Annotated in this window: 19 protein-coding genes; 9 read left to right on the top strand and 10 right to left on the bottom strand. The window is 62.3% G+C overall.

Translation table 11 applies throughout. The features are described from left to right. The first annotated feature begins 2 nt into the window (after nt 1-2). The 6 genes from pcaH to pcaC all read left to right on the top strand — a co-directional run bounded on the left by pcaH (nt 3) and on the right by pcaC (nt 5,401). A complete protein-coding gene (pcaH, locus tag AC1RT4_RS12140; RefSeq protein WP_007957831.1) occupies nt 3-707 on the top strand; it encodes a protocatechuate 3,4-dioxygenase subunit beta in 705 nt (234 codons plus the stop codon). Between the two features lies 1 nt (nt 708). Further along, the gene (gene pcaG / locus AC1RT4_RS12135; RefSeq protein WP_493085478.1) at nt 709-1,275 is read left to right on the top strand and encodes a protocatechuate 3,4-dioxygenase subunit alpha; all 567 of its coding nucleotides are present in this window, start codon (nt 709-711) and stop codon (nt 1,273-1,275) included. A gap of 212 nt (nt 1,276-1,487) precedes the next feature. Further along, the gene (locus AC1RT4_RS12130) at nt 1,488-2,783 is read left to right on the top strand and encodes an MFS family transporter (RefSeq protein ID WP_493085477.1); all 1,296 of its coding nucleotides are present in this window, start codon (nt 1,488-1,490) and stop codon (nt 2,781-2,783) included. A 46-nt stretch (nt 2,784-2,829) separates the two neighbouring features. Then, a complete protein-coding gene (locus AC1RT4_RS12125; protein WP_493085476.1) occupies nt 2,830-4,194 on the top strand; it encodes a 3-carboxy-cis,cis-muconate cycloisomerase in 1,365 nt (454 codons plus the stop codon). 12 nt (nt 4,195-4,206) lie between these two features. After that, nucleotides 4,207-4,998, top strand: a complete 792-nt coding sequence (gene pcaD / locus AC1RT4_RS12120) for a 3-oxoadipate enol-lactonase (protein WP_085605411.1) — start codon at nt 4,207-4,209, stop codon at nt 4,996-4,998. Nucleotides 4,999-5,008: 10 nt separating this feature from the next. After that, entirely contained in the window at nt 5,009-5,401 is a 393-nt protein-coding gene (gene pcaC / locus AC1RT4_RS12115; protein WP_011332825.1) for a 4-carboxymuconolactone decarboxylase, read from the top strand. Between the two features lie 51 nt (nt 5,402-5,452). Here the strand turns inward: pcaC and AC1RT4_RS12110 are convergent, their stop codons facing one another. From AC1RT4_RS12110 to emhA, 5 genes are all read right to left on the bottom strand, one after another. Beyond that, the gene (locus AC1RT4_RS12110) at nt 5,453-6,268 is read right to left on the bottom strand and encodes a methyltransferase domain-containing protein (RefSeq protein ID WP_493085475.1); all 816 of its coding nucleotides are present in this window, start codon (nt 6,266-6,268) and stop codon (nt 5,453-5,455) included. Between the two features lie 168 nt (nt 6,269-6,436). Further along, the gene (locus AC1RT4_RS12105) at nt 6,437-7,696 is read right to left on the bottom strand and encodes an OprD family porin (protein ID WP_493085474.1); all 1,260 of its coding nucleotides are present in this window, start codon (nt 7,694-7,696) and stop codon (nt 6,437-6,439) included. A 288-nt stretch (nt 7,697-7,984) separates the two neighbouring features. Beyond that, nucleotides 7,985-9,445, bottom strand: a complete 1,461-nt coding sequence (gene emhC / locus AC1RT4_RS12100; protein ID WP_102718199.1) for an efflux RND transporter outer membrane subunit EmhC — start codon at nt 9,443-9,445, stop codon at nt 7,985-7,987. Beyond that, nucleotides 9,442-12,606 carry an efflux RND transporter permease subunit EmhB gene (emhB, locus tag AC1RT4_RS12095; protein ID WP_493085473.1) on the bottom strand — a complete coding sequence of 1,055 codons (3,165 nt, stop codon included), beginning with the start codon at nt 12,604-12,606 and terminating at the stop codon, nt 9,442-9,444. The genes emhC and emhB overlap by 4 nt, the downstream gene beginning before the upstream one ends. A gap of 3 nt (nt 12,607-12,609) precedes the next feature. After that, nucleotides 12,610-13,767: an efflux RND transporter periplasmic adaptor subunit EmhA gene (gene emhA, locus AC1RT4_RS12090; protein WP_492619699.1), complete on the bottom strand. Its 1,158-nt coding sequence runs from the start codon at nt 13,765-13,767 to the stop codon at nt 12,610-12,612. 266 nt (nt 13,768-14,033) lie between these two features. Between emhA and emhR the strand changes: the two genes are divergently transcribed. Further along, entirely contained in the window at nt 14,034-14,666 is a 633-nt protein-coding gene (emhR, locus tag AC1RT4_RS12085; RefSeq protein ID WP_007957850.1) for an efflux system transcriptional repressor EmhR, read from the top strand. 249 nt (nt 14,667-14,915) lie between these two features. On the opposite strand, the gene AC1RT4_RS12080 is transcribed toward emhR, so the two are convergent. The 3 genes from AC1RT4_RS12080 to AC1RT4_RS12070 are packed head-to-tail and all read right to left on the bottom strand — an operon-like array spanning nt 14,916 to nt 17,497. Further along, the gene (locus AC1RT4_RS12080; RefSeq protein ID WP_493085472.1) at nt 14,916-15,965 is read right to left on the bottom strand and encodes an alkene reductase; all 1,050 of its coding nucleotides are present in this window, start codon (nt 15,963-15,965) and stop codon (nt 14,916-14,918) included. Nucleotides 15,966-15,997: 32 nt separating this feature from the next. After that, on the bottom strand, nt 15,998-17,161 hold the full coding sequence (locus AC1RT4_RS12075) for an MFS transporter (RefSeq protein ID WP_493085471.1): 1,164 nt from the start codon (nt 17,159-17,161) through the stop codon (nt 15,998-16,000). A 33-nt stretch (nt 17,162-17,194) separates the two neighbouring features. Next, a complete protein-coding gene (locus AC1RT4_RS12070) occupies nt 17,195-17,497 on the bottom strand; it encodes an ArsR/SmtB family transcription factor (RefSeq protein WP_007957866.1) in 303 nt (100 codons plus the stop codon). 171 nt (nt 17,498-17,668) lie between these two features. Between AC1RT4_RS12070 and AC1RT4_RS12065 the strand changes: the two genes are divergently transcribed. Beyond that, entirely contained in the window at nt 17,669-18,241 is a 573-nt protein-coding gene (locus AC1RT4_RS12065; protein ID WP_085647863.1) for an acyl carrier protein phosphodiesterase, read from the top strand. 14 nt (nt 18,242-18,255) lie between these two features. Here AC1RT4_RS12065 and AC1RT4_RS12060 read toward each other — a convergent pair whose 3' ends face one another. Next, nucleotides 18,256-19,050, bottom strand: coding sequence for a lysophospholipid acyltransferase family protein (locus tag AC1RT4_RS12060; RefSeq protein WP_492619701.1), 795 nt, complete (start codon nt 19,048-19,050; stop codon nt 18,256-18,258). Then, a complete protein-coding gene (gene olsB, locus AC1RT4_RS12055) occupies nt 19,050-19,805 on the bottom strand; it encodes an L-ornithine N(alpha)-acyltransferase (protein WP_007957877.1) in 756 nt (251 codons plus the stop codon). The genes AC1RT4_RS12060 and olsB overlap by 1 nt, the downstream gene beginning before the upstream one ends. Nucleotides 19,806-19,958: 153 nt before the next feature. On the opposite strand from olsB, the gene AC1RT4_RS12050 reads away from it, so the two are divergent. Next, nucleotides 19,959-20,864, top strand: coding sequence for an acyl-CoA dehydrogenase family protein (locus AC1RT4_RS12050; protein WP_493085470.1), 906 nt, complete (start codon nt 19,959-19,961; stop codon nt 20,862-20,864). Nucleotides 20,865-20,895: the final 31 nt, after the last annotated feature.

The raw sequence follows: 20,895 nt of genomic DNA, 5'->3' as shown, positions 1-20,895 counted from the left end.
AAATGACTGACAAGCCTGGTTACCGCCGCCCGCAGGAAGGCACCCAGCCGCCGTACCTGCACCCGAATTATCAATCCACCAATCTGCGCTCGCCGTCCAAGCCGTTGGTGTTTCTGCCGCACTCGCTGTCGGAAATCACCGGCCCGACCATCGGCGCCGAGCGTGTGGCCGACACCGATAACGATCTGACCGCCCAGCATCAGGGTGAACCGCTCGGCGAGCGGATCATCATTCACGGGCGTGTGCTCGACGAAGACGGTCTGCCGGTGCCGGGGATTCTGGTGGAGATCTGGCAGGCCAACGCCGCCGGTCGCTACAACCATGCCCGTGACCTGCACGACGCACCGCTGGACCCGAATTTCACCGGCACCGGCCGCACCGTGACCGACGCCGACGGCTGGTATCAGTTCCAGACCATCAAGCCCGGCGCTTATCCGTGGGGCAACCACCACAACGCCTGGCGCCCGGCGCACGTGCATTTCTCGCTGTTCGGGCCGAGCATCCTGACGCGTCTGGTCACGCAAATGTATTTCCCGGGCGATCCGCTGCTGCCGTACGACCCGATCTACAACTGCGTGCCGGACACCTCGGCCAAGGAACGCCTGATCGCCGCTTTCGATCTGGAAAAAACCATTCCGTCCTACGCCCTCGCTTATCGCTGGGACATCGTGCTGCGCGGCCGCGAAGCCACGCCGATGGAGAAATGAGATGACCCTGACTGCGACCACGTCCCACACCGTCGGGCCGTATTACCACATCGGCCTGACCTGGCTGAACCGCGAGAACCTCGCCAACGAACTGACCCTCGGCCAGCGCGTGGCGATCAGCGGGCAAGTGGTGGATGGCAACGGCGATGTCGTCAACGACGCCATGCTCGAAGTCTGGCAGGCCAACGCCGCCGGCAAATACGACCACCCGGAAGACGAGCAGGCCAAACCGCTCGACCCGAATTTCGAAGGCTTCGGCCGGGTGCCGGTGGACGCTGAAGGGCGCTTCCGTTTCACCACCATCAAGCCGGGCACGGTCGAAGGCCTGAAGGGCTCGACCCAGGCGCCGCACCTGGTGGTGCTGGTGTTCGCGCGCGGTCTGGTGAAGCACTTGCTGACGCGGATCTACTTCGAAGGCGATCCGGCGAACGTCAATGATCCGCTGCTCGAATGCGTACCGGCCGAGCGTCGCACCACGTTGCTGGCGAAGCCGGATGCGGCGGGTGTTTATCAGTGGAATGTGATTCTGCAGGGCACTGAGGCGGAAACCGTGTTCTTCGATTACTGAGACTGATCGTTCCCACGTCGAGGCGTCGAACCGTCCGCGTGGGAATGCCGCCATGGACGCGGAGCGTCCACTGCGACGCGGAGCGTCACGGTATGCATTCCCACGCAGAGCGTGGGAACGATCAGAGATCAGGTCTGCTTGCTGATCCAATGTGGAACGGGACTGTTGCAAAGTGTGTCTAGACTCTCACTGTCCCTATCGAGTGAAAAACAATGACAACCCTCACCTCCCATTACACTGGTGAAGAGCGCAGCAAGCGCATCTTCGCCATTGTCGGCGCGTCGTCCGGCAACCTCGTCGAATGGTTCGACTTCTACGTCTACGCCTTCTGCGCGATCTATTTCGCCCCGGCGTTCTTCCCCTCCGACAACCCCACGGTGCAGTTAGTCAACACGGCAGGCGTCTTCGCCGCCGGGTTCCTGATGCGACCGATCGGCGGCTGGATTTTCGGCCGGGTCGCGGACAAGCACGGGCGCAAGAACTCGATGCTGATCTCGATCCTGATGATGTGCTTCGGCTCGTTGCTGATCGCCTGTCTGCCGACCTACAAGGACATCGGCGTCTGGGCGCCGCTGCTGCTGTTGTTCGCGCGTCTGTTGCAAGGCCTGTCAGTGGGCGGTGAGTACGGCACCACCGCGACCTACATGAGCGAAGTCGCGCTCAAGGGCCAGCGCGGGTTCTTCGCCTCCTTCCAGTACGTGACCCTGATCGGCGGGCAACTGCTGGCGGTGCTGCTGGTGGTGATCCTGCAACAGTTCCTCTCTGAAGAAGAATTGCGTGCCTACGGCTGGCGGATTCCGTTCGTGGTCGGTGCGGCCGCCGCGCTGATTTCGCTGTTCCTGCGCCGTTCGCTGAAAGAAACCACCAGCAAGGAAATGCGCGAGAGCAAGGACGCCGGCAGCATCCGCGCACTGTTCCGCGACCACAAGGCCGCGTTCATCACCGTGCTGGGTTATACCGCCGGCGGCTCGCTGATTTTCTACACCTTCACCACGTATATGCAGAAGTACCTGGTGAACACCGCCGGCATGCACGCCAAGACCGCCAGCTACATCATGACCGGCGCGCTGTTCCTGTACATGTGCATGCAGCCGCTGTTCGGCATGCTCGCCGACAAGATCGGCCGACGTAACTCGATGCTCTGGTTCGGCGGCCTCGGCACGTTGTTCACGGTGCCGATCCTGCTCAGCCTGAAAAGTGTCGGCAGCCCGTTCCTGGCCTTTGTGCTGATTACCGTGGCGCTGGCGATCGTCAGTTTCTACACCTCGATCAGCGGTCTGGTGAAAGCCGAGATGTTCCCGCCGGAAGTCCGCGCCCTCGGCGTCGGTCTGGCGTATGCGGTGGCCAACGCGATCTTCGGCGGTTCGGCCGAATACGTCGCCCTGAGCCTCAAGGCCGGCGGCATGGAAAACGCGTTCTACTGGTATGTCACGATCATGATGGCCGTGGCGTTCCTGTTCAGCCTGCGCCTGCCCAAAGAAGCGAAGTATTTGCACCACGACCTTTAAACCGATGCGCGCGGGCCACACCGGCCCGCGCCGGCAAGGACTGTTTATGACTCAGCGACCGGGCAATCAATTGTTCGATGCCTACTTTACTGCCCGCGATATGCGCGACGTGTTCTGCGATCAGGGCCGGGTGCAGGCGATGCTCGACTTCGAAGCGGCGCTGGCCCGGGCCGAAGCGCGGGTCGGGTTGATTCCGGCAAATGCTGTCGCGTCGATCGAAAACGCCTGCCGCGCCGGGCTGTTTGATTTCGCAGCATTGGGCGAGGCGATTGCCACGGCCGGCAATTCGGCGATTCCGCTGGTCAAGGCGTTGGGCAAACAGATCGCCGCGACCGATGCCGAAGCCGAGCGCTATGTGCATCTGGGCGCCACCAGCCAGGACGTGATGGATTCCGGGCTGGTGCTGCAATTGCGTCAGGCGCTGGCGTTGATTGAAGGGGAGTTGGCGCAACTGGCCGACTCGCTCGCCATTCAGGCGCAGCGCCACGCCGCGACGCCACTGGCCGGGCGTACCTGGCTGCAACACGCGACCCCGGTCACCCTAGGGATGAAAATCGCCGGTTGGCTCGGCGCGATCACTCGCAGTCGTCAGCGTCTGCGCGAGCTCAAGCCGCGACTGCTGGTGCTGCAATTCGGCGGCGCGTCCGGCACCCTCGCGGCGCTCGGCGAACAGGCATTGCCGATTGCCCGGGCGCTGGCAGAAGAACTGCAACTGACCCTGCCGGAACAACCGTGGCACACCCAGCGTGATCGCATCGTCGAGTTCGGCGCGGTGCTCGGCCTGATCGCCGGCAGCCTCGGCAAATTCGGCCGCGACATCAGCCTGTTGATGCAGACCGAAGCGGCGGAGGTGTTCGAACCGTCGGCGCCGGGCAAGGGCGGCTCCTCGACCATGCCGCACAAGCGCAATCCGGTGGGCGCGGCGGTGCTGATCGGCGCGGCGACCCGTGTGCCAGGGCTGGTGTCGACGCTGTTCAGCGCCATGCCCCAGGAACATGAACGCAGTCTTGGTTTGTGGCACGCCGAATGGGAAACCCTGCCGGAAATCTGCTGCCTGGTGTCGGGCGCGCTGCAACAGGCGCGGCTGCTGGCCGACGGTCTGGAGGTCGATGCCGCGCGCATGGCCCGCAACCTGGAACTGACTCAAGGTCTGGTGCTGGCCGAAGCGGTAAGCATCGTCCTCGCGCAACGGGTCGGCCGCGACACCGCGCATCATCTGCTCGAGCAATGCTGCAAACGGGCGGTGGCAGAACAGCGCCATCTGCGTGCCGTACTCGGTGACGAGCCGCAAGTGACCGCCGAACTGAGCGCGACTGAACTGGATCATCTGCTCGATCCCGCCCATTACCTCGGTCAGGCGCAAGTCTGGGTCGAGCGTGCGGTGGCCGAACACAACGCATTGTCTGACTGAAAGGAGAGGGCTGTGGCTTTCGTTCAACTCGCCGATGGCGAACTGCATTACACATTGGAAGGCCCGGTCGATGCGCCGGTGCTGGTGCTGTCGAACTCGCTGGGCACCGACCTGCACATGTGGGACGTGCAGATGCCGGCCTTCACCGAACATTTTCGCGTGCTGCGTTTTGATACGCGCGGGCACGGCCAGTCGCTGGTGACGCCGGGCCCTTACAGCATCGAACAACTGGGTCGCGACGTGCTGGCGCTGCTGGATGCGCTGCACATCGAACGTGCGCATTTCTGCGGTCTGTCGATGGGCGGCCTGATCGGCCAGTGGCTGGGGATCAACGCCGGCCAACGTCTGAACAAACTGATCGTCTGCAACACGGCGGCGAAAATCGGCGATCCGTCGGTATGGAATCCGCGCATCGAAACCGTGCTGCGCGACGGCCCGGCGGCGATGGTCGCCTTGCGCGATGCATCGATTGCCCGCTGGTTTACCCCGGACTTTTCTGCCGCCAATCCGGCAGCCGCCAAGCAGATCACCGACATGCTGGCCGCGACCAATCCTGAAGGTTACGCCGCCAACTGCGGGGCGGTGCGCGATGCGGATTTCCGTGAGCAGTTGTCGTCGATCAAGGCGCCGCTGCTGGTGATCGCCGGTACCGAAGATGCGGTGACGCCACCGTCCGGCGGGCATTTCATTCAGGAACACGTGCGCGGCGCCGAGTACGCCGAGTTCTATGCGGCGCACCTTTCCAACGTTCAGGCCGGCGACGCATTCAGCGACCGCGTGCTGACCTTTCTGCTGGCCGATTAAGGGGATTTCCGTGGACGAGAAACAACGTTACGACGACGGCATGCAAGTGCGCCGCGCGGTGCTCGGCGACGCCCATGTCGATCGCAGCCTGACCACGCTGACCGAGTTCAATTCGGAATTCCAGGAGATGATCACCCGTCACGCCTGGGGCGACATCTGGACCCGGCCGGGCCTGCCACGCCACACCCGCAGCCTGATCACCATCGCCATGCTGATCGGCATGAATCGCGAAGGTGAACTCAAGCTTCACCTGCGGGCGGCGGCCAACAATGGCGTGAGTCGCGGCGAGATCAAGGAAGTGATCATGCAGAGCGCGATCTACTGCGGGATTCCGGCGGCGAATGCGACGTTCCATCTGGCCGAATCGGTGTGGGATGAGCTGGGGACCGAATCACGCGAGTAATCGTCTAACTCGAAGGATCGCAGCCTATAGAAGGCTGCGATCCTTTGAACCTCACACCTTGGCGACAATGAAAATCCGCTTGAACGCAAACAACGTATGGCCGTTCTCCTCCTGCGGATAATGCGCATGCACCCGCATCAGGTAGTGATAGATGAAGCGCGCCTGTTCCTCTGACGTCAGTCCCTGCATCACCGGCCGCAGCGCCGACACCTTTACCCAGTCATAAACCGGCGACTTGCCGTCGACCACCTGCAACTGCTCGGTTTCCCAGATCTCCAGCGACCGGGTCAGCGGTGCGAGCAATCGGTAGTAATCCTCCAGCGACAACAACGGCCGCGCCGCCATGCGCTGGCGCAGTTGCGCAGTGCCGATGGGTCGACCGCAGGGGCCGGCATCGTCGAGGGTGTCGAGCATCAGCCGGTACCACAGCGCATCGCGCCAGTCCGGCATGTGCGCGGCCAGACAACCGCCAGGGTTGAGGTGGCGGAGCAATCCCGGCAACAGTGTTCGATGGTCATCGATGAAATGCAGCACGGCGGCGGCGAACAACAGGTCGGCCGGCTTGCGGGGTTTCCAGTGTTGCAGCTCGGCGTGTTGCCAGCGCGCCTTGATCGGCAGGCAACGGGCGACCTGAAGCATGTCTTTCGAACTGTCGATGCCCTTGATAACTGCCTGGGGCCAGCGATCTGCCAGAGCCTTCGTGGCGATGCCGGTGCCGCAGCCGAGGTCGTAAATGCGTTGAGGATTGTCCAGGTCGACGCGGCCGAGCAATTCATCGACCGGTTGTTGCCTGAGACGGGAAAACTGCTGGTACGCCCGGGCATCCCAGTCTTTGGCGACGGGAGTCGGGTTGAGTCGGGTGATCATGAGGGCGTCCTCCAGTGATCAGCAGGGTCTTCCGATGACAACCTGGCCAAGTCTTGGGGACCGACATCAACAGATAACGGAAGCGGGCGGGAGTGGAGCGCCTGAGTCCTTCAGGTTTTTTGACTCTAATGGATGGCTGGCGCAATGCCAGCCATCCTGACAAATGGTCTAGAGCAGGCTGATCGGATAGCTGACGATCAGGCGGTTCTCGTCGAACTCGTTGTTGCTGAAATCACGGCGCATGGTCGAGTTGCGCCACCTGACGTTAAGGTCCTTGAGCGCGCCGCTTTGCACGGTGTAGCCCAGTTCCGATTCGCGGCCCCATTCCTTGCCGTCGGTGATGGTCCCGGTGTGCACGTTGTCGCCGCTGATGTAGCGGTTCATCAGGGTCAGGCCGGGCACGCCGAGGGCGGCGAAGTTGTAGTCGTGGCGCAGTTGCCAGGAACGTTCCTGCGCGTTGTCGTAGCTTGAGTTGTAGCTGTCGTTGGCAAGTGTTCCGCCGCTGGTGCCGTTGACCCGCATCCAGGCGCTGTCGCCGGTGAGTTTTTGCAGGCCGACGTAGAAGGTGTTGCCGCCGTATCGGGCGGAGAACATCCCCGACCAGGTCTTGTTGTCGAGGTCGCCGGCGCGGGCACTGCCGTCGTCCTTGCCGTAGAAGAAACCGAGGTTGGCGCCCAGGGTCCAGTCGCCGATTGGCTGGCTGTGGATCAGGTTGACGTATTGCTGGCTGTAGATGTCCTTGAGCTCGGCGTTCCACAGGCCGATCTGGGTGCGCTTGTCGTTGAACACGTATTCGCCGCCCTGGAAGTTGAAGCGATCCGAGGTGAACGCCGCTTTGCCGAACATCGACATGTCGCTCATGCTGCTGTCGTCACGCGGACTGTTGGCGCGGAACTGGCCGCCGTAGAGGGTCAGACCGTCGATTTCCTTCGAGGTGATCTGGCCGCCGCGAAAGGTCTGCGGCAGCGAGCGACCGTCGTCCGAACGCAGGATCGGAAGCACCGGCATCCACTCGCCGACCTTCACCTCGGTCTGTGACAGTTTGGCTTTGAACGCCACGTTGGTGCGGCCGAAGCTGTCCGCCGGGCGCCCGTCATGATCCAGCGGCAACGCCTGGGTGCCGCCGGTGCCTTTGCCGCCATCGAGCTTCACCGAGTACAACCCCAGCACATCCATGCCAAACCCGACGGTGCCCTGGGTGAAACCGGACTTGGCGTCGAGGATGAAGTTCTGCGTCCACTCTTCAGCCTTGCCCTGAGCCTTGGTCGGGTTGGTGAAGTTGCGGTTGATGTAGAAGTTGCGCAGGTTCAGGTTGACCTTGGCCCCTTCGATGAAACCGGCTTCTTCAGCCGCAGCGGGCAGCGCGACGCCGGCCAGGGCGAGGGCGATCAGGCCGGGAAGTGCGTAGGGCGCAGGGGACGTTGTCATGGGCTCGGGTCTCTCTTGTTTTTTTGGGCGAACGGGGGCGCTGCGGCCGTTTCCGAGGCGCAGGAATTCAATGGAATCTGGGGGCGAAGCGGCGGCGATCAGCCGGATGGAGCAGGGCGCGGGAGCATGGTGTCGAACCTGTTGTTATTGGTTTTGTGGCTCGAATGGTGCGGGGCGCGGGCGAGGCGATTCAATCGGCGAAAGTGGAATTCGGGCGATTATCGAACGCAAGATTGGCAGGCAACAAAAAGCCCGCCAATCGGCGGGCTTTTTGTGTTCAGCGGATGATCAGAACAACTTCATCTTCGGCGCTTCTTCTTTGAGCGGCTCGTTCTGCGCGGTCTGCGCATTCCAGCCACCGCCCAGGGCCTTGTACAGGTTGACCGCACTGGTCAACTGCGCGAGGCGGTCGGTGATCAGCGATTGTTGCGCGCTGAACAGCTGACGCTGGGCATCGAGGAAGGTCAGGTTGCTGTCGACGCCGATGCGATAGCGACGCTCGGCCAGGCGGTAGTAATCCTGGTTGGCGGCGACGAAATCACGCTGGGCCTGCAACTGCTCGGTGTAGGTCTGGCGGGCGGCCAGACCATCGGCGACTTCCTGGAAGGCCGTTTGAATGGACTTCTCGTAGTTCGCCACGCCGATGTCCTTCTGGATCTTGGCGTAGTCGAGGCTGGCGCGCAGGCTGCCGGCGTTGAAGATCGGCAGGTTGATCTGCGGCTGGAACAGCCACGTGCCCGAACCGCCCTTGAACAGGCCGGACAGGTCCGGGCTCAGGCTGCCCGCGTTGGCGGTCAGGCTGATGCTCGGGAAGAACGCTGCGCGGGCCGCGCCGATGTTGGCGTTGGCCGCCTTCAGGTTGTACTCGGCCTGAAGGATGTCCGGACGACGTTGCAGCAGATCCGACGGCAGGCCGGCCGGCACGTCGGCCAGCAGGTCATCCGACAGCGGTTTGGCCGCTTGCAGATTGGCCGGCACGCCGGTGCCGAGCAGCAGGGTCAGGCTGTTTTCGTCCTGGGCGACCTGGCGGGTGTAACGCGCCAGTTGTGCCCGGGCGTTCTCGACCGAGGTGCGCGACTGCGCCAGGTCCAGCGCCGAAGCCACACCGACTTCGTTGCTGCGGCTGGTCAGCTTGTAGCTTTCCTCGAAGGCACCGAGGGTGTCCTGCGTCAGCTTCAGCAGTTCCTTGTCGGCCTGCCAGGTCAGGTAGGCGTTGGCCACGCTGGCCACCAGGCTGATCTGGGTGCTGCGGCGCGCTTCTTCGGTGGCGAAGTATTGTTGCAGCGCTTGTTCGCTCAGGCTGCGAACCCGACCGAACAGGTCGAGTTCGTAGGCGCTGATGCCGACGGTGGCGGAGTAGGAGCTGGTGATGCTCGACTCACCGGTCTGCGACGCACGGGCCGGAACCCGCTGACGGCTGCCGCTGGCGTTGGCCGACACGGCCGGGAACAGGTCGGCGCGCTGGATGCGGTATTGAGCCGCGTAGGCGTCGATGTTCAGCGCCGCGACACGCAGGTCGCGGTTGTTTTCCAGGGCGACCTGGATCAGCTGTTGCAGGGCAGGGTCATGGAAAAACTGCTTCCAGCCCTGCTCGGCAGCGGCCTGCGCCGGTGCCTGGGCCGGCGAGTACGCCGGGCCCTGCGGGAATTGCGCGGCCACCGGTGCTTCAGGCTGCTGATAATCCGGTATCAGCGAGCAACCGCTCAGCACGAAGGCGGCGACTGCGATGGAGAGTAGCGACTTGCTCATTGGCCAGCCTCTTTAGGAGTTTCTATGGTGTCATCCTTGCCGGCGTTTTTACGCTGACCCATGGACGACACAGTGACGAAGAACAGTGGAACCCAGAAAATCGCCAGGATCGTTGCGGTGAGCATACCGCCAATCACGCCGGTACCGATTGCGTGTTGACTGCCCGAACCTGCGCCGGTGGAGATAGCCAACGGTACAACACCGAGGACGAAGGCCAGCGACGTCATGATGATCGGTCGCAGACGCATGCGGCAGGCTTCGATGGCCGCATCGCGCAGACTGCGTCCCTGCTCGTGCAGTTCCTTGGCGAACTCGACGATCAGAATGGCGTTTTTAGCCGCCAGACCGATGGTCGTCAACAGACCCACCTGGAAGTACACGTCGTTCGACAGACCGCGCAGGCTGGTGGCCATCAGCGCACCGATGATCCCCAGCGGCACCACCAGCATGACCGCGATCGGAATCGACCAGCTTTCATACAGCGCCGCCAGACACAGGAATACCATCAGCAGCGACAGGGCGTACAGCGCCGGAGCCTGCGAGCCGGACAGTCGCTCTTCGTACGACAGACCAGTCCAAGATATACCCACACCGGCCGGCAGTTTCTTGGCAATCGCCTCGACTTCGGCCATCGCTTCGCCGGTGGAATAACCCGGCGCCGGGGCACCGAGGATCTCGACCGCTTCAACGCCGTTGTAACGCGCCAGTTTCGGCGAGCCGTAGATCCACTCGCCCTTGGCGAATGCGGAGAACGGAACCATGGTGCCGGTCGCGTTGCGCACGTACCACTTCTTCAGGTCTTCCGGGCTCATGCGCGAGTCTGGACGGCCCTGCACGTACACCTTCTTCACCCGACCACGGTCGATGAAGTCGTTGACGTAACTACTGCCCAGCGCAATCGACAGGGTGTTGTTGATGTCGGCGATGGTAATGCCCAGGGCACTGGCCTTCTCGTCATCGATTTCCAGCTGGAATTGCGGCTCGTCGTTCAGACCGTTCGGACGCACCTGCGTGAGCACCTTGCTCTGCGCGGCCATGCCGAGGAACTGGTTGCGTGCAGCCATCAACTTCTCGTGACCGATACCGGCGCGGTCCTGCAGGAACACGTCGAAACCGGTGGCGTTACCCAGCTCCAGTACTGCCGGCGGGGCGAAGGCGAACACCATCGCATCGCGGAAGCTGAAGAAGTGCTGCTGGGCGCGGGCGGCGAGTTTGAACACGCTGTTGTCGGCGTTACGTTCGTCCCACGGCTTGAGCATGATGAACGCCATACCCGAGCTCTGGCCACGGCCGGCGAAGTTGAAGCCGGTCACGGTGAACACCGAGGCTACTGCGTCACCTTCACCGCCGTCCTTGGTCGGACGCAGCAGGAATTCACGCATTTCATCCACCACCACCTGAGTGCGCTGGGCACTGGAACCGGCTGGCGTCTGCACCTGGGCAAACAGAACGCCCTGGTCTTCTTCCGGCAGGAACGCGGTCGGAATGCGGGTGAACAGCCAGATCATGCCGACCACGATCAGCAGGTAGGCCAGCAGATACGGTGCCTTGCGCGACAGCATGTTGCCGACACCGCGCTCGTAGCTGTTCACGCCACGGTCGAAGTTGCGGTTGAACCAGCCGAAGAAACCTTTTTTCGGCGTGCCGTGCTCGCCGTGCGGAATCGCCTTGAGCATGGTGGCGCACAGCGCCGGGGTGAAGATCAGCGCGACCAGTACCGACAACGCCATGGCCGACACGATGGTGATCGAGAACTGCTTGTAGATCACACCGGTGGAGCCGCTGAAGAACGCCATCGGCAGCAATACCGCCGACAGAACGAGGGCGATACCGACCAGGGCACCCTGGATCTGGCCCATGGATTTCTTGGTCGCTTCCTTCGGTGACAAGCCTTCTTCGCTCATCACCCGCTCGACGTTTTCCACCACGACGATGGCGTCGTCCACCAGCAAGCCGATGGCCAGTACCATGCCGAACATGGTCAGGGTGTTGATGCTGAAACCGGCCGCCGCGAGGATGCCGAACGTACCGAGCAGTACCACCGGCACGGTCATCGTGGTGATGACGGTGGCGCGGAAGTTCTGCAGGAACAGGAACATCACCAGGAACACCAGCGCAATCGCTTCGACCAGGGTGTGAACCACGCCTTTGATCGACTCGGTCACCACCGGAGTGGTGTCATACGGGAACACCACTTCCATCCCTTGCGGGAAGAATGGCTTGAGGCTGTCGATGGTGTTGCGCAGTGCTTTTGCAGTGTCGAGGGCGTTGGCGCCGTTGGCCAGTTTCACCGCCAGACCGGAAGCCGGGCTGCCGTTGAACTGGGCGCTGATCGCATAGTTCTCGCCACCCAGGCCGACGTCGGCGACGTCTTTGAGGCGAACCTGCGAGCCGTCCTTGTTGACCTTGAGCAGAATCTCTTTGAACTGCTCGGCGGTCTGCAGACGGGTCTTGCCGATGATCGTGGCGTTCAGTTGCTGGCCCTGCACGGCAGGCAAGCCGCCGAGCTGACCGGACGACACCTGGACGTTCTGCGCCGCAATTGCGGTTTTCACGTCGACCGGGGTCAGGTTGAAGTTGTTCAACTTGGCCGGGTCGAGCCAGATGCGCATCGCGTACTGGGCACCGAAGACCTGGAAGTCACCGACACCGGCGGTCCGCGAGATCGGGTCCTGCATGTTCGACACGATGTAGTTGGACAGGTCGTCCTTGGTCATGCTGCCGTCACGCGACACCACACCGATCACCAGCAGGAAGTTCTTCACTGCCTTGGTCACGCGGATACCCTGTTGCTGCACTTCCTGCGGCAGCAGCGGGGTGGCCAGGTTCAGCTTGTTCTGGACCTGGACCTGCGCGGTGTCGGAGTTGGTGCCTTGCTCGAAGGTCGCGGTGATGGTCATGCTGCCGTCGGAGTTACTTTCCGAGGACACATAACGCAGGTTGTCGATACCGTTGAGCTGCTGCTCGATCACTTGCACCACGGTGTCCTGAACCGTCTGTGCCGAAGCACCCGGGTAGGTCACGGAGATCGCAATGGCCGGTGGCGCAATGCTCGGGTACTGGTTGATCGGCAGTTTCAGGATCGAAAGTGCCCCGACCAGCATGATCACCAGGGCAATTACCCAGGCGAAAATCGGACGGTCGATGAAAAATTTTGACATGGATTACTCCCCTTTGCCGCCGGCGGCTTTGTCAGCTGCCTGAGCGGGGGCCGGGTTCTTGTTGCCGACGTTGGTCGCTTCGCTTGGCTTGACTTCGATGCCAGGCTTGACGAATTGCAGCCCTTCGGTGATCAGGCGATCGCCGGCCTTCAGGCCGTCTTCGATCAGCCACTGGCTGCCGACGGTGCGGCTGGCCTTGAGCTGACGCAGTTCGACCTTGTTGTCCGGGCCGACGACCAGCGCGGTCGGGGTGCCTTTGAGGTCGCGGGTCACGCCTTGTTGCGGCGCGAGGATCGCGGCGCTGTTCACCCCGGCCTGCAACTGCGCGTGGACGAACATGCCCGGCAGCAGGGTGTGATCCGGGTTCGGGAACACGGCGCGCAGGGTCACGGAACCGGTGGTCTGATCGACCGACACTTCGGAGAATTCCAGCTTACCGTCGAGCTTGTACTGGCTGCCGTCTTCGAGGGTCAGCTTGACCGCAGCGGCATTGTCGCCGGCTTTTTGCAGACGACCGCTTTCCAGTTCACGGCGCAGTTCCAGCAACTCGACCGAGGACTGGGTGACGTCGACGTAGATCGGGTCCAGTTGCTGGATCACGGCCATCGCGTCGGTCTGGCCGCTGCTGACCAGCGCGCCTTCGGTCACCGAAGAGCGGCCGATACGACCGGAGATCGGTGCGTAGACCTTGGTGTAGCGCACGTTGATCTGTGCGGTCTGCAACGACGCTTCCGACTGCAGGCGGTTGGCCACGGCGGTGTCGTATTCCTGACGGCTGACGGCCTGCTCGTCGACCAGTTGCTTGTAGCGATCGGAGATCGACTTGGTCGAACGCAGGTTTGCTTCGGCGCTTTTAAGGGTCGCTTCATAGACCGACGGATCGATCTGATACAGCTGCTGGCCGGCTTTGACATCGCCGCCTTCCTTGAACAGACGCTTGAGAATGATGCCGTTGACCTGTGGACGAACTTCGGCAATGCGGAACGCGCTGGTGCGGCCCGGCAATTCGGAAGTCAGGGTAAAGGCTTGTGGTTGCAGGGTGACGACGCCGACCTGAGGAGGTGGTGCGGCGGGAGCCGCCTCTTCCTTTTTACATCCGCTGAGCAGCGATGCCAGGGCGACGGCAGTGACCAGAGCGGTAACAGCTGGCTTGAATTGCATGAAGATCCTCGGGTCAGGCGCGCGAAAAGCGCACAAGAAGTGTGGAAGGGTAAAAAAGGGTTACCGGGTGGATAAGTAGCTTGCTAAGGAATATACTTACGTTCATGGTTGTTTGTAAACACCTTGGCGTCGTATCCACCCTGTTACAAAAGTCGTCGCAAGGTCTGAAATTGTAGGCCGGGGAGCCGATCCGCGAGAGATCAACCCTTTTTTATTCAGCGGATATTCAGCCATCCCTGAAACATCCTGTTTGAGGTTTTACTGCCATGGTCCGTCGTACCAAAGAGGAAGCTCAGGAAACGCGCAGCCAGATTCTCGAAGCGGCCGAGAAAGCCTTCTATGAGCGGGGCGTGGCCCGCACGACCCTGTCGGATATCGCCACCCTGGCCGGGGTGACGCGCGGTGCCATCTACTGGCACTTCAGCAACAAGGCCGATCTGCTGCAAGCCATGCTCGATACCCTGCACGAGCCGCTGGACGAACTCGCCAAGGCCAGCGAAAGCGAGGACGAACCCGATCCGCTGGGCTGCATGCGCAAATTGCTGATTCATTTGTTTCATCAAGTTGCGCTGGACCCGAAGACCCGGCGTATCAACGAAATTCTGTTTCATAAGTGCGAGTTCACCGATGAAATGTGCGATCTGCGCCAACAGCGCCGGACCGCCAGCCTCGATTGCAATGTGCGGATCGCGCTGACATTGAGTAATGCGGTCAATCGTGGGCAGTTGCCGGCAGACCTCGACACCGCCCGGGCAGCCATCAGCATTCACGCCTATATCGACGGCCTCCTTTATGGATGGCTACTGGCGCCGGACAGCTTCGAACTGTACGCCGAGGCCGAGCGCTGGGTCGATACCGGGCTGGACATGCTGCGCCTGAGCCCCAGCCTGCGCAAATGAAACAAAATTCGTTATTGGATCAGTTTGTGTCAATGAGGAGGAGGGTGAAGATCCCTGTTCACTCGCCCCGCTGCAATGGGATGCTTTTATATACCTCTGCGGCACGGGTTGATATGTAGCGAGCTACGTATTTTGTAGGGATTTTGTGTCGAGCCTGTGAACGAATGTGAAGCGGCTCGCCCACCCGGCGACCAATAAAAAGCCCCCGACTCTCGCGAGTCGGGGGCTTTTGTGTTTCTGCGGTGCGGCTTACAGCGTCGGGTAGTCGAGGTAGCCGACCGCGCCTTTGCCGTAGAAGGTTTCCGGGTGCGGTTCGTTCAGCGGCGCATCGGCCTTCAATCGAGCCGGCAGATCCGGGTTGGCAATGAACGGGATGCCGAATGCCACGGCGTCAGCCTTACCCTCGGCCAGCCACGCGTTGGCGCTGTCCTTGGTGAAGCGTTCGTTGGCGATGTATGCGCCGCCGAAGGCTTCTTTCAGTTGTGGGCCGAGGCTGTCGGCGCCTTCTTTCTCGCGGGAGCAGATGAAGGCGATGCCACGCTTGCCCAGTTCGCGAGCGACGTAGGTAAAGGTTTCGGCCAGGTTGTCGTCGCCCATGTCATGGGAGTCGGCGCGCGGTGCCAGGTGTACGCCAACACGACCGGCGCCCCAGACTTCGATCGCAGCATCGGTCACTTCCAGCAGCAGGCGGCCACGGTTTTCCAGGGAGCCGCCGTAGATGTCGGTGCGCTGGTTGGTGCTGCTTTGCAGGAACTGGTCGAGCAGGTAGCCGTTGGCGCCGTGGATTTCCACGCCGTCGAAACCGGCCGCCTTGGCGTTTTCCGCGCCGACGCGGTAGGCGTCGACGATGTCGGCGATTTCAGCGGTTTCCAGTGCACGCGGGGTCGGGTAGTCGGCCAGTGGGCGAACCAGGCTGACGTGGCCTTTAGGCTGGATGGCGCTCGGTGCAACTGGCGCTTCGCCGTTCAGATACGACGAGTGGGAAACCCGGCCGACGTGCCACAGTTGCAGGACGATCTTGCCGCCAGCCGCGTGAACGGCCTTGGTCACGTTGGTCCAGCCGCGCACCTGGTCGTTGGACCAGATGCCCGGGGTGTCCGGGTAGCCGACGCCCATCGGGGTCACCGACGTGGCTTCGCTGAGGATCAGGCCGGCCGAGGCGCGTTGTACGTAGTACTCGGCCATCAGCGCGTTCGGTACGCGGCCTTCGTCGGCGCGGCAGCGGGTCAGCGGCGCCATGATGATGCGGTTGGACAGCTCGAGGTCGCCCAGTTTGATCGGATCGAAAATTGTTGCCATGAGATACAACCCTCGTGAGGTAAGTAAGTGAATCAGTTAGCGGTGGCCAGCTCGGGATTGCCGTTCTGGCGGAATGTGATCAGGGTCACCAGCAGGGCCAGGACCGCGAGTGCTGCGGCGGCGAGAGGCACGCTGGTCAGGCCGTAGCCGTGGGCGATGACGCTGCCGCCGACCCAGGCGCCGAGGGCGTTGCCCACGTTGAAGGCGCCGATGTTCAGGGTCGACACCAGGTTCGGTGCGGCCTGGCCGTAGGTCACGACGTTCACTTGCAGGGCCGGCACGGCGGCGAAACACGCGGTAGCCCAGAGGAACAGGGTGATTTCGGTCGGGATCAGCGCGACGCTGGTCCAGGTCAGGACGGTGGAGGTCACGGCCATGGCGATGAATACGCCGATCAGCGTCGCGGCCAGGCCCTTGTCAGCCAGTTTGCCGCCGATGATGTTGCCGACGGTCAGGCCCAGGCCGATGAGCATCAGGGTCCAGGTCACGCCACGGGGCGAGACACCGGTGACATCGCCCAGCAGCGGCGCAACGTAAGTGAACAGGGTGAACACCGACGCAGCGAACAGCGCGGTCATGCTCAGGGACAGCCAGATACCGGCACCTTTGAGCGCGGCCAGTTCGGCGCGCATGTCGAGTTTTTCTTCGTCACGCTTGGCCGGCAGGAAGCGGATCAGGCCGATCAGCGCGATCACACCGATCACGGTCACTGCCCAGAAAGTCGAGCGCCAGCCGGCTTCCTGACCGAGGGCGGTGCCCAGCGGTACGCCCAGCACGTTGGCCAGGGTCAGGCCGGTGAACATCAGGGCCACGGCCGAGGCGCGTTTGTTCGGGGCCACCAGATTGGCCGCGACCACCGAACCGATGCCGAAGAACGCACCGTGGCAGAGGGCGGTAACCACTCGGGCGAACATCAGCACCTCGTAGTCAGTGGCGATGGCGCAGAGCAGGTTGCCGATAATGAAGATGCCCATCAGCGTTACCAGTGCAGCCTTGCGCGGCAGTTTTGCAGTGGCCATTGCCATGAACGGTGCACCAATCGCCACGCCCAGGGCGTAGCCGGTCACCAGCCATCCCGCGCCGGGAATCGACACGCCGAGGTCAGCCGCGACATTGGGCAGCAGGCCCATGATGACGAACTCGGTGGTGCCGATGGCGAAGGCGCTCAAGGCGAGTATGAGTAGCGAGAGGGGCATCGTTTATTCCTTTTGGCTGGCTGACGTTAAGGGTCAGAGCTCTTTGCTGAGGGTGCTGAGGAACGCCTGGATCACGTCCTCGTTGCGTTTGAAAAAGTGCCACTGGCCGGCTTTCTGGCTGCTGATCAGTCCTGCCCGTTGCAGGGTGGCCAAGTGGGCGGAAACGGTCGACTGCGACAGGCCGCAGCGTTGATCGATCTGCCCGGCGCAGATGCCGTACTCGTGGTTGTGGATCTGTTCCGGAAACTGGGCTTTCGGGTCTTTCAGCCAGTTGAGGATGTCTCGCCGTACTGGGTGTGCCAGGGCTTTTATTATTTCGTCGAGGTCAATGTTCATGGCTGGGTGCTCGTGATGTGTGTAGCGCTATATCGCGATGAGGCGAACTTTAAATCGGTACTTCGCGATATACCAATATGAATTTGATCTGATGACCGCATAAATCGGTATATCGGGTTATAACGATATGTGAGGTGTAAACAATTGCGGGCGCGGTGCTAAGCTGCGCCCATGAACTATCTCGCACATTTACACCTCGGTGGCCAGCGCCCCGGTCAACTGCTTGGCAGTCTGTATGGCGATTTCGTCAAAGGGCGGCTGCAAGGGCAGTTCGACCCGGAGATCGAAGCGGCGATTGCCCTGCATCGGCAGATCGACGTGTTTACCGATCGCCATCCGCTGGTGGACGCCTCACTGGCGCGGTTTTCCACGACCCGCCGCCGTTACGCGGGCATCGTCCTTGACGTGTTTTTCGACCATTGCCTGGCCCGGGACTGGACGCAGTACGCCGACCGGCCGCTCGGCCAATTCACCACCGACGTTTACCGCGTGCTGTCCAGCGAGCGGCAATTGCCCGAGCGCCTGGCGAAGATCGCCCCGCACATGGTCGCCAATGACTGGTTGGGTTCGTATCAGGAGTTCGAAGTGCTGGAGCAGGTGTTGCGCGGGATCTCCCGGCGCCTGACCCGGCCTGAAGAACTGGCGGGGGCGATGGAGGAATTGCGGCGGTTGTATGAACCGTTGAGCGAGGACTTTCGTTTGTTCTACCCACAGCTACAGGACTTTGCCGGCCGGCAGCTGTAGATAGATGTCGCCGATCAGGCTGCGATCAGATCGCGGGCGTGTTGCGCTTCGACCGGTTTGACCACATCGCCGAACAAGGCTTTCTGCACCGCCTGTTGTGCCTCGAACGCCAGTGCCGCGCGTTCCCGGCCCTGACAGGCAATCGGCTTGAGCAGATGAACCTCCACATCGCCGCAGTCGTTGCTGAACAGGCGCATCAGGTGCGACAGCAGATCATCGTCACCAATGAACGGCGCCAGCGAATCGATCTTGCCGTCGCGCAGATAACGGATCGCCACCGGTTGCAGCTTCACCTCGGAATCAATCGCCGCTGACAGCAGGCGACCATGAAAGGTGCGCAGCGAACGGCCATCGGTGGTGGTGCCTTCCGGGAACATCAAAAGCGGATGATCGGTTTGCAGGTGACGGGTCATCTGTTTGCGGATCAACTGGCTGTCGCCCGAACCGCGACGGATGAACAGGCTGCCGGCCTTCGCCGCCAGCCAACCGGCCACCGGCCAGGTGCGCACTTCGGCCTTGGACAGAAACGACAGTGGCGTGAGCATGCCGAGCAGCGGAATGTCGGTCCACGACACATGGTTGCTGACCCACAGCATCGGCTGTTTCGGCAGTTCACCGTGAACGGTCACGCGAAAGGGCAGGGCATTGCTCAGACGCGCCATGAAAAAACGCGACCAGCGCTGCCGACGCTCCATCGAATGGGCCAGACCCAGACGTTCGAATACTCCGAAGACACTGGCCATGCTCAGGCCCAGTGTCACCACCAGCAGCACTCGCGCAATTCGCGCGTACACCCGCAGCCGGCTCATTACACAGCCGCCTTGAAGTGCTTGGCGTAGCGCGGGCAGAGTTCGTCGCGCTTGAGCAGGATGAACACGTCGGCGACCTGGAAGTCTTCGTCCCAGCACGGCTCGCCGCAGATCTTCGCACCCAGGCGCATGTAGGCCTTGAGCAGCGGCGGCATTTCGGCGATCACGTTCGATGGAATGTCGAGGCTTGGCAGCGGGTTTTTCGGTTCGGCGCGCAGGTGTTCGGTGCACAGATAACGCTCGCGCAGGCGCTGCATGATCGCGTGGGCCTGCACGCCGCCGTCCTGCATCGGGATGCTCGCGCAACCCATCAGATAGCTGTAACCGCCCTGATTCAGCACTTCGGCCAGTTCGCCCCACAGCACGGCGATGGTGCCGCCGTTGCGGTAGGCCGGGTCGACGCAGGTGCGGCCGATTTCCAGGATCGGGCCTTGCAGACCGGCGAGGCCGTGCAGGCTGAATTCTTCTTCGCTGTAGAACTTGCCCAGGCTGCTGGCGGCGGTGTGATCGAGCAAACGGGTGGTCGCCACCAGGCGGCCGGTGTTCAGGTCACGCACGCCGATGTGGCTGCAGTGAACATCATAGTCATCCATGTCCAGACCCAGCTCCGCGCCGTTCAGCTTGGCGTTGAACTCGCCGCTGAACACGTTGAAGCGCAAGGCCTGGGCTTGCTGCAAGGCCTCGGCGCCGATCAGGCGTTCGGCTTGCAGGCGGCGTTCATTGCCGGTGTCGCTGATGCGGGCGATCTGAGTCATGTGAATCTCCGTACGGGCCTTGAACCCGTCATGGGTTGCAGCCGATCGACTTTCTTTATGCAGCCGTGTTGTGCAAAGTCAGGCTATGTAGCCCCGGTGTCATCGCCATGAATGTTTGGTGATGCTTATATGACAGCCCACGAGGAGCCTCTGATGACCTGGTCGACCCTGCTTGAATGCCGCGAACGCCTGCCTGCTGTTGCCGATCTGGCGGAGGGCTTCGCCACGTTGCTGCATCAACTGGGCAGCGTGACGCCGTTCGAACTGGCGGTGGCGGGAGGGCGGCGGATGGCATCGCCGGGGCTGGCGTTTCTGGTGGGTTATCAGGCGGCGTTGCGCATGCTCTGGCCGAGCGCGCCGCCGAGCCTCGGCGCGTTGTGTGCGACCGAGCAACGCAGCCTGCGCCCGGCGGACATGCAGACCCGGCTCACGGATCTGCGCCTCACCGGGCAAAAGGATTTCGTCACCGCCGGCGATGCGGCGGACTGGCTGTTGATCGCTGCGCGCAGTGAGCAACCCGGTGAATCACCGCGCCTGAGCCTGGCGGTGGTGTACCCCGGCGAGCCCGGCGTGCGGGTGGAAAAACTCCCGGCGCTGCCGTTGATGCCGGACATCAGCCATGGCCGGCTGCATCTCGATGATGCGTTGTGTGAGCTGCTCGCGGGGGATGGCTGGGATGCTTACGTCAAACCGTTCCGCACCCTTGAGGACGTTTACGTGCTGAGCGCGATGACCGCATGGTTGTACGGCGTCGGTCAGGACAGCGGCTGGCCACAGCCGCTGCAATTGCGCTTGCTGGCGCTGTTGGCCGGTTGTGCGGAAGTCAGTCGGCAGCCGCCGAACAATCCCGCCGGGCATGTGTTGCTCGGCGGATTGTTTGCGCAGTTCGACGGGCTCAAGCCGGAGGTTGATCAGGCGCTGCGCGACGGCAATCCCGAGTGGGCGACGATGTGGCAGCGCGATCAATCGGTCATGCAACTGGCGGCGGGTGCGCGGGCCAAACGATTGGCCAAGGCGTTGGCTGCAAGCCAAAACACATCTGTCATGAACGCCGGCTAGTCTTGTCAGGTTCATCCCCAGAGCCCTCACC

This window comes from Pseudomonas sp. GW821-FHT11D10 (genome assembly GCF_058808435.1).
The sequence above is the reverse complement of the archived record's forward strand: the minus strand, read 5'-3'. Positions and strand labels throughout refer to the sequence as shown.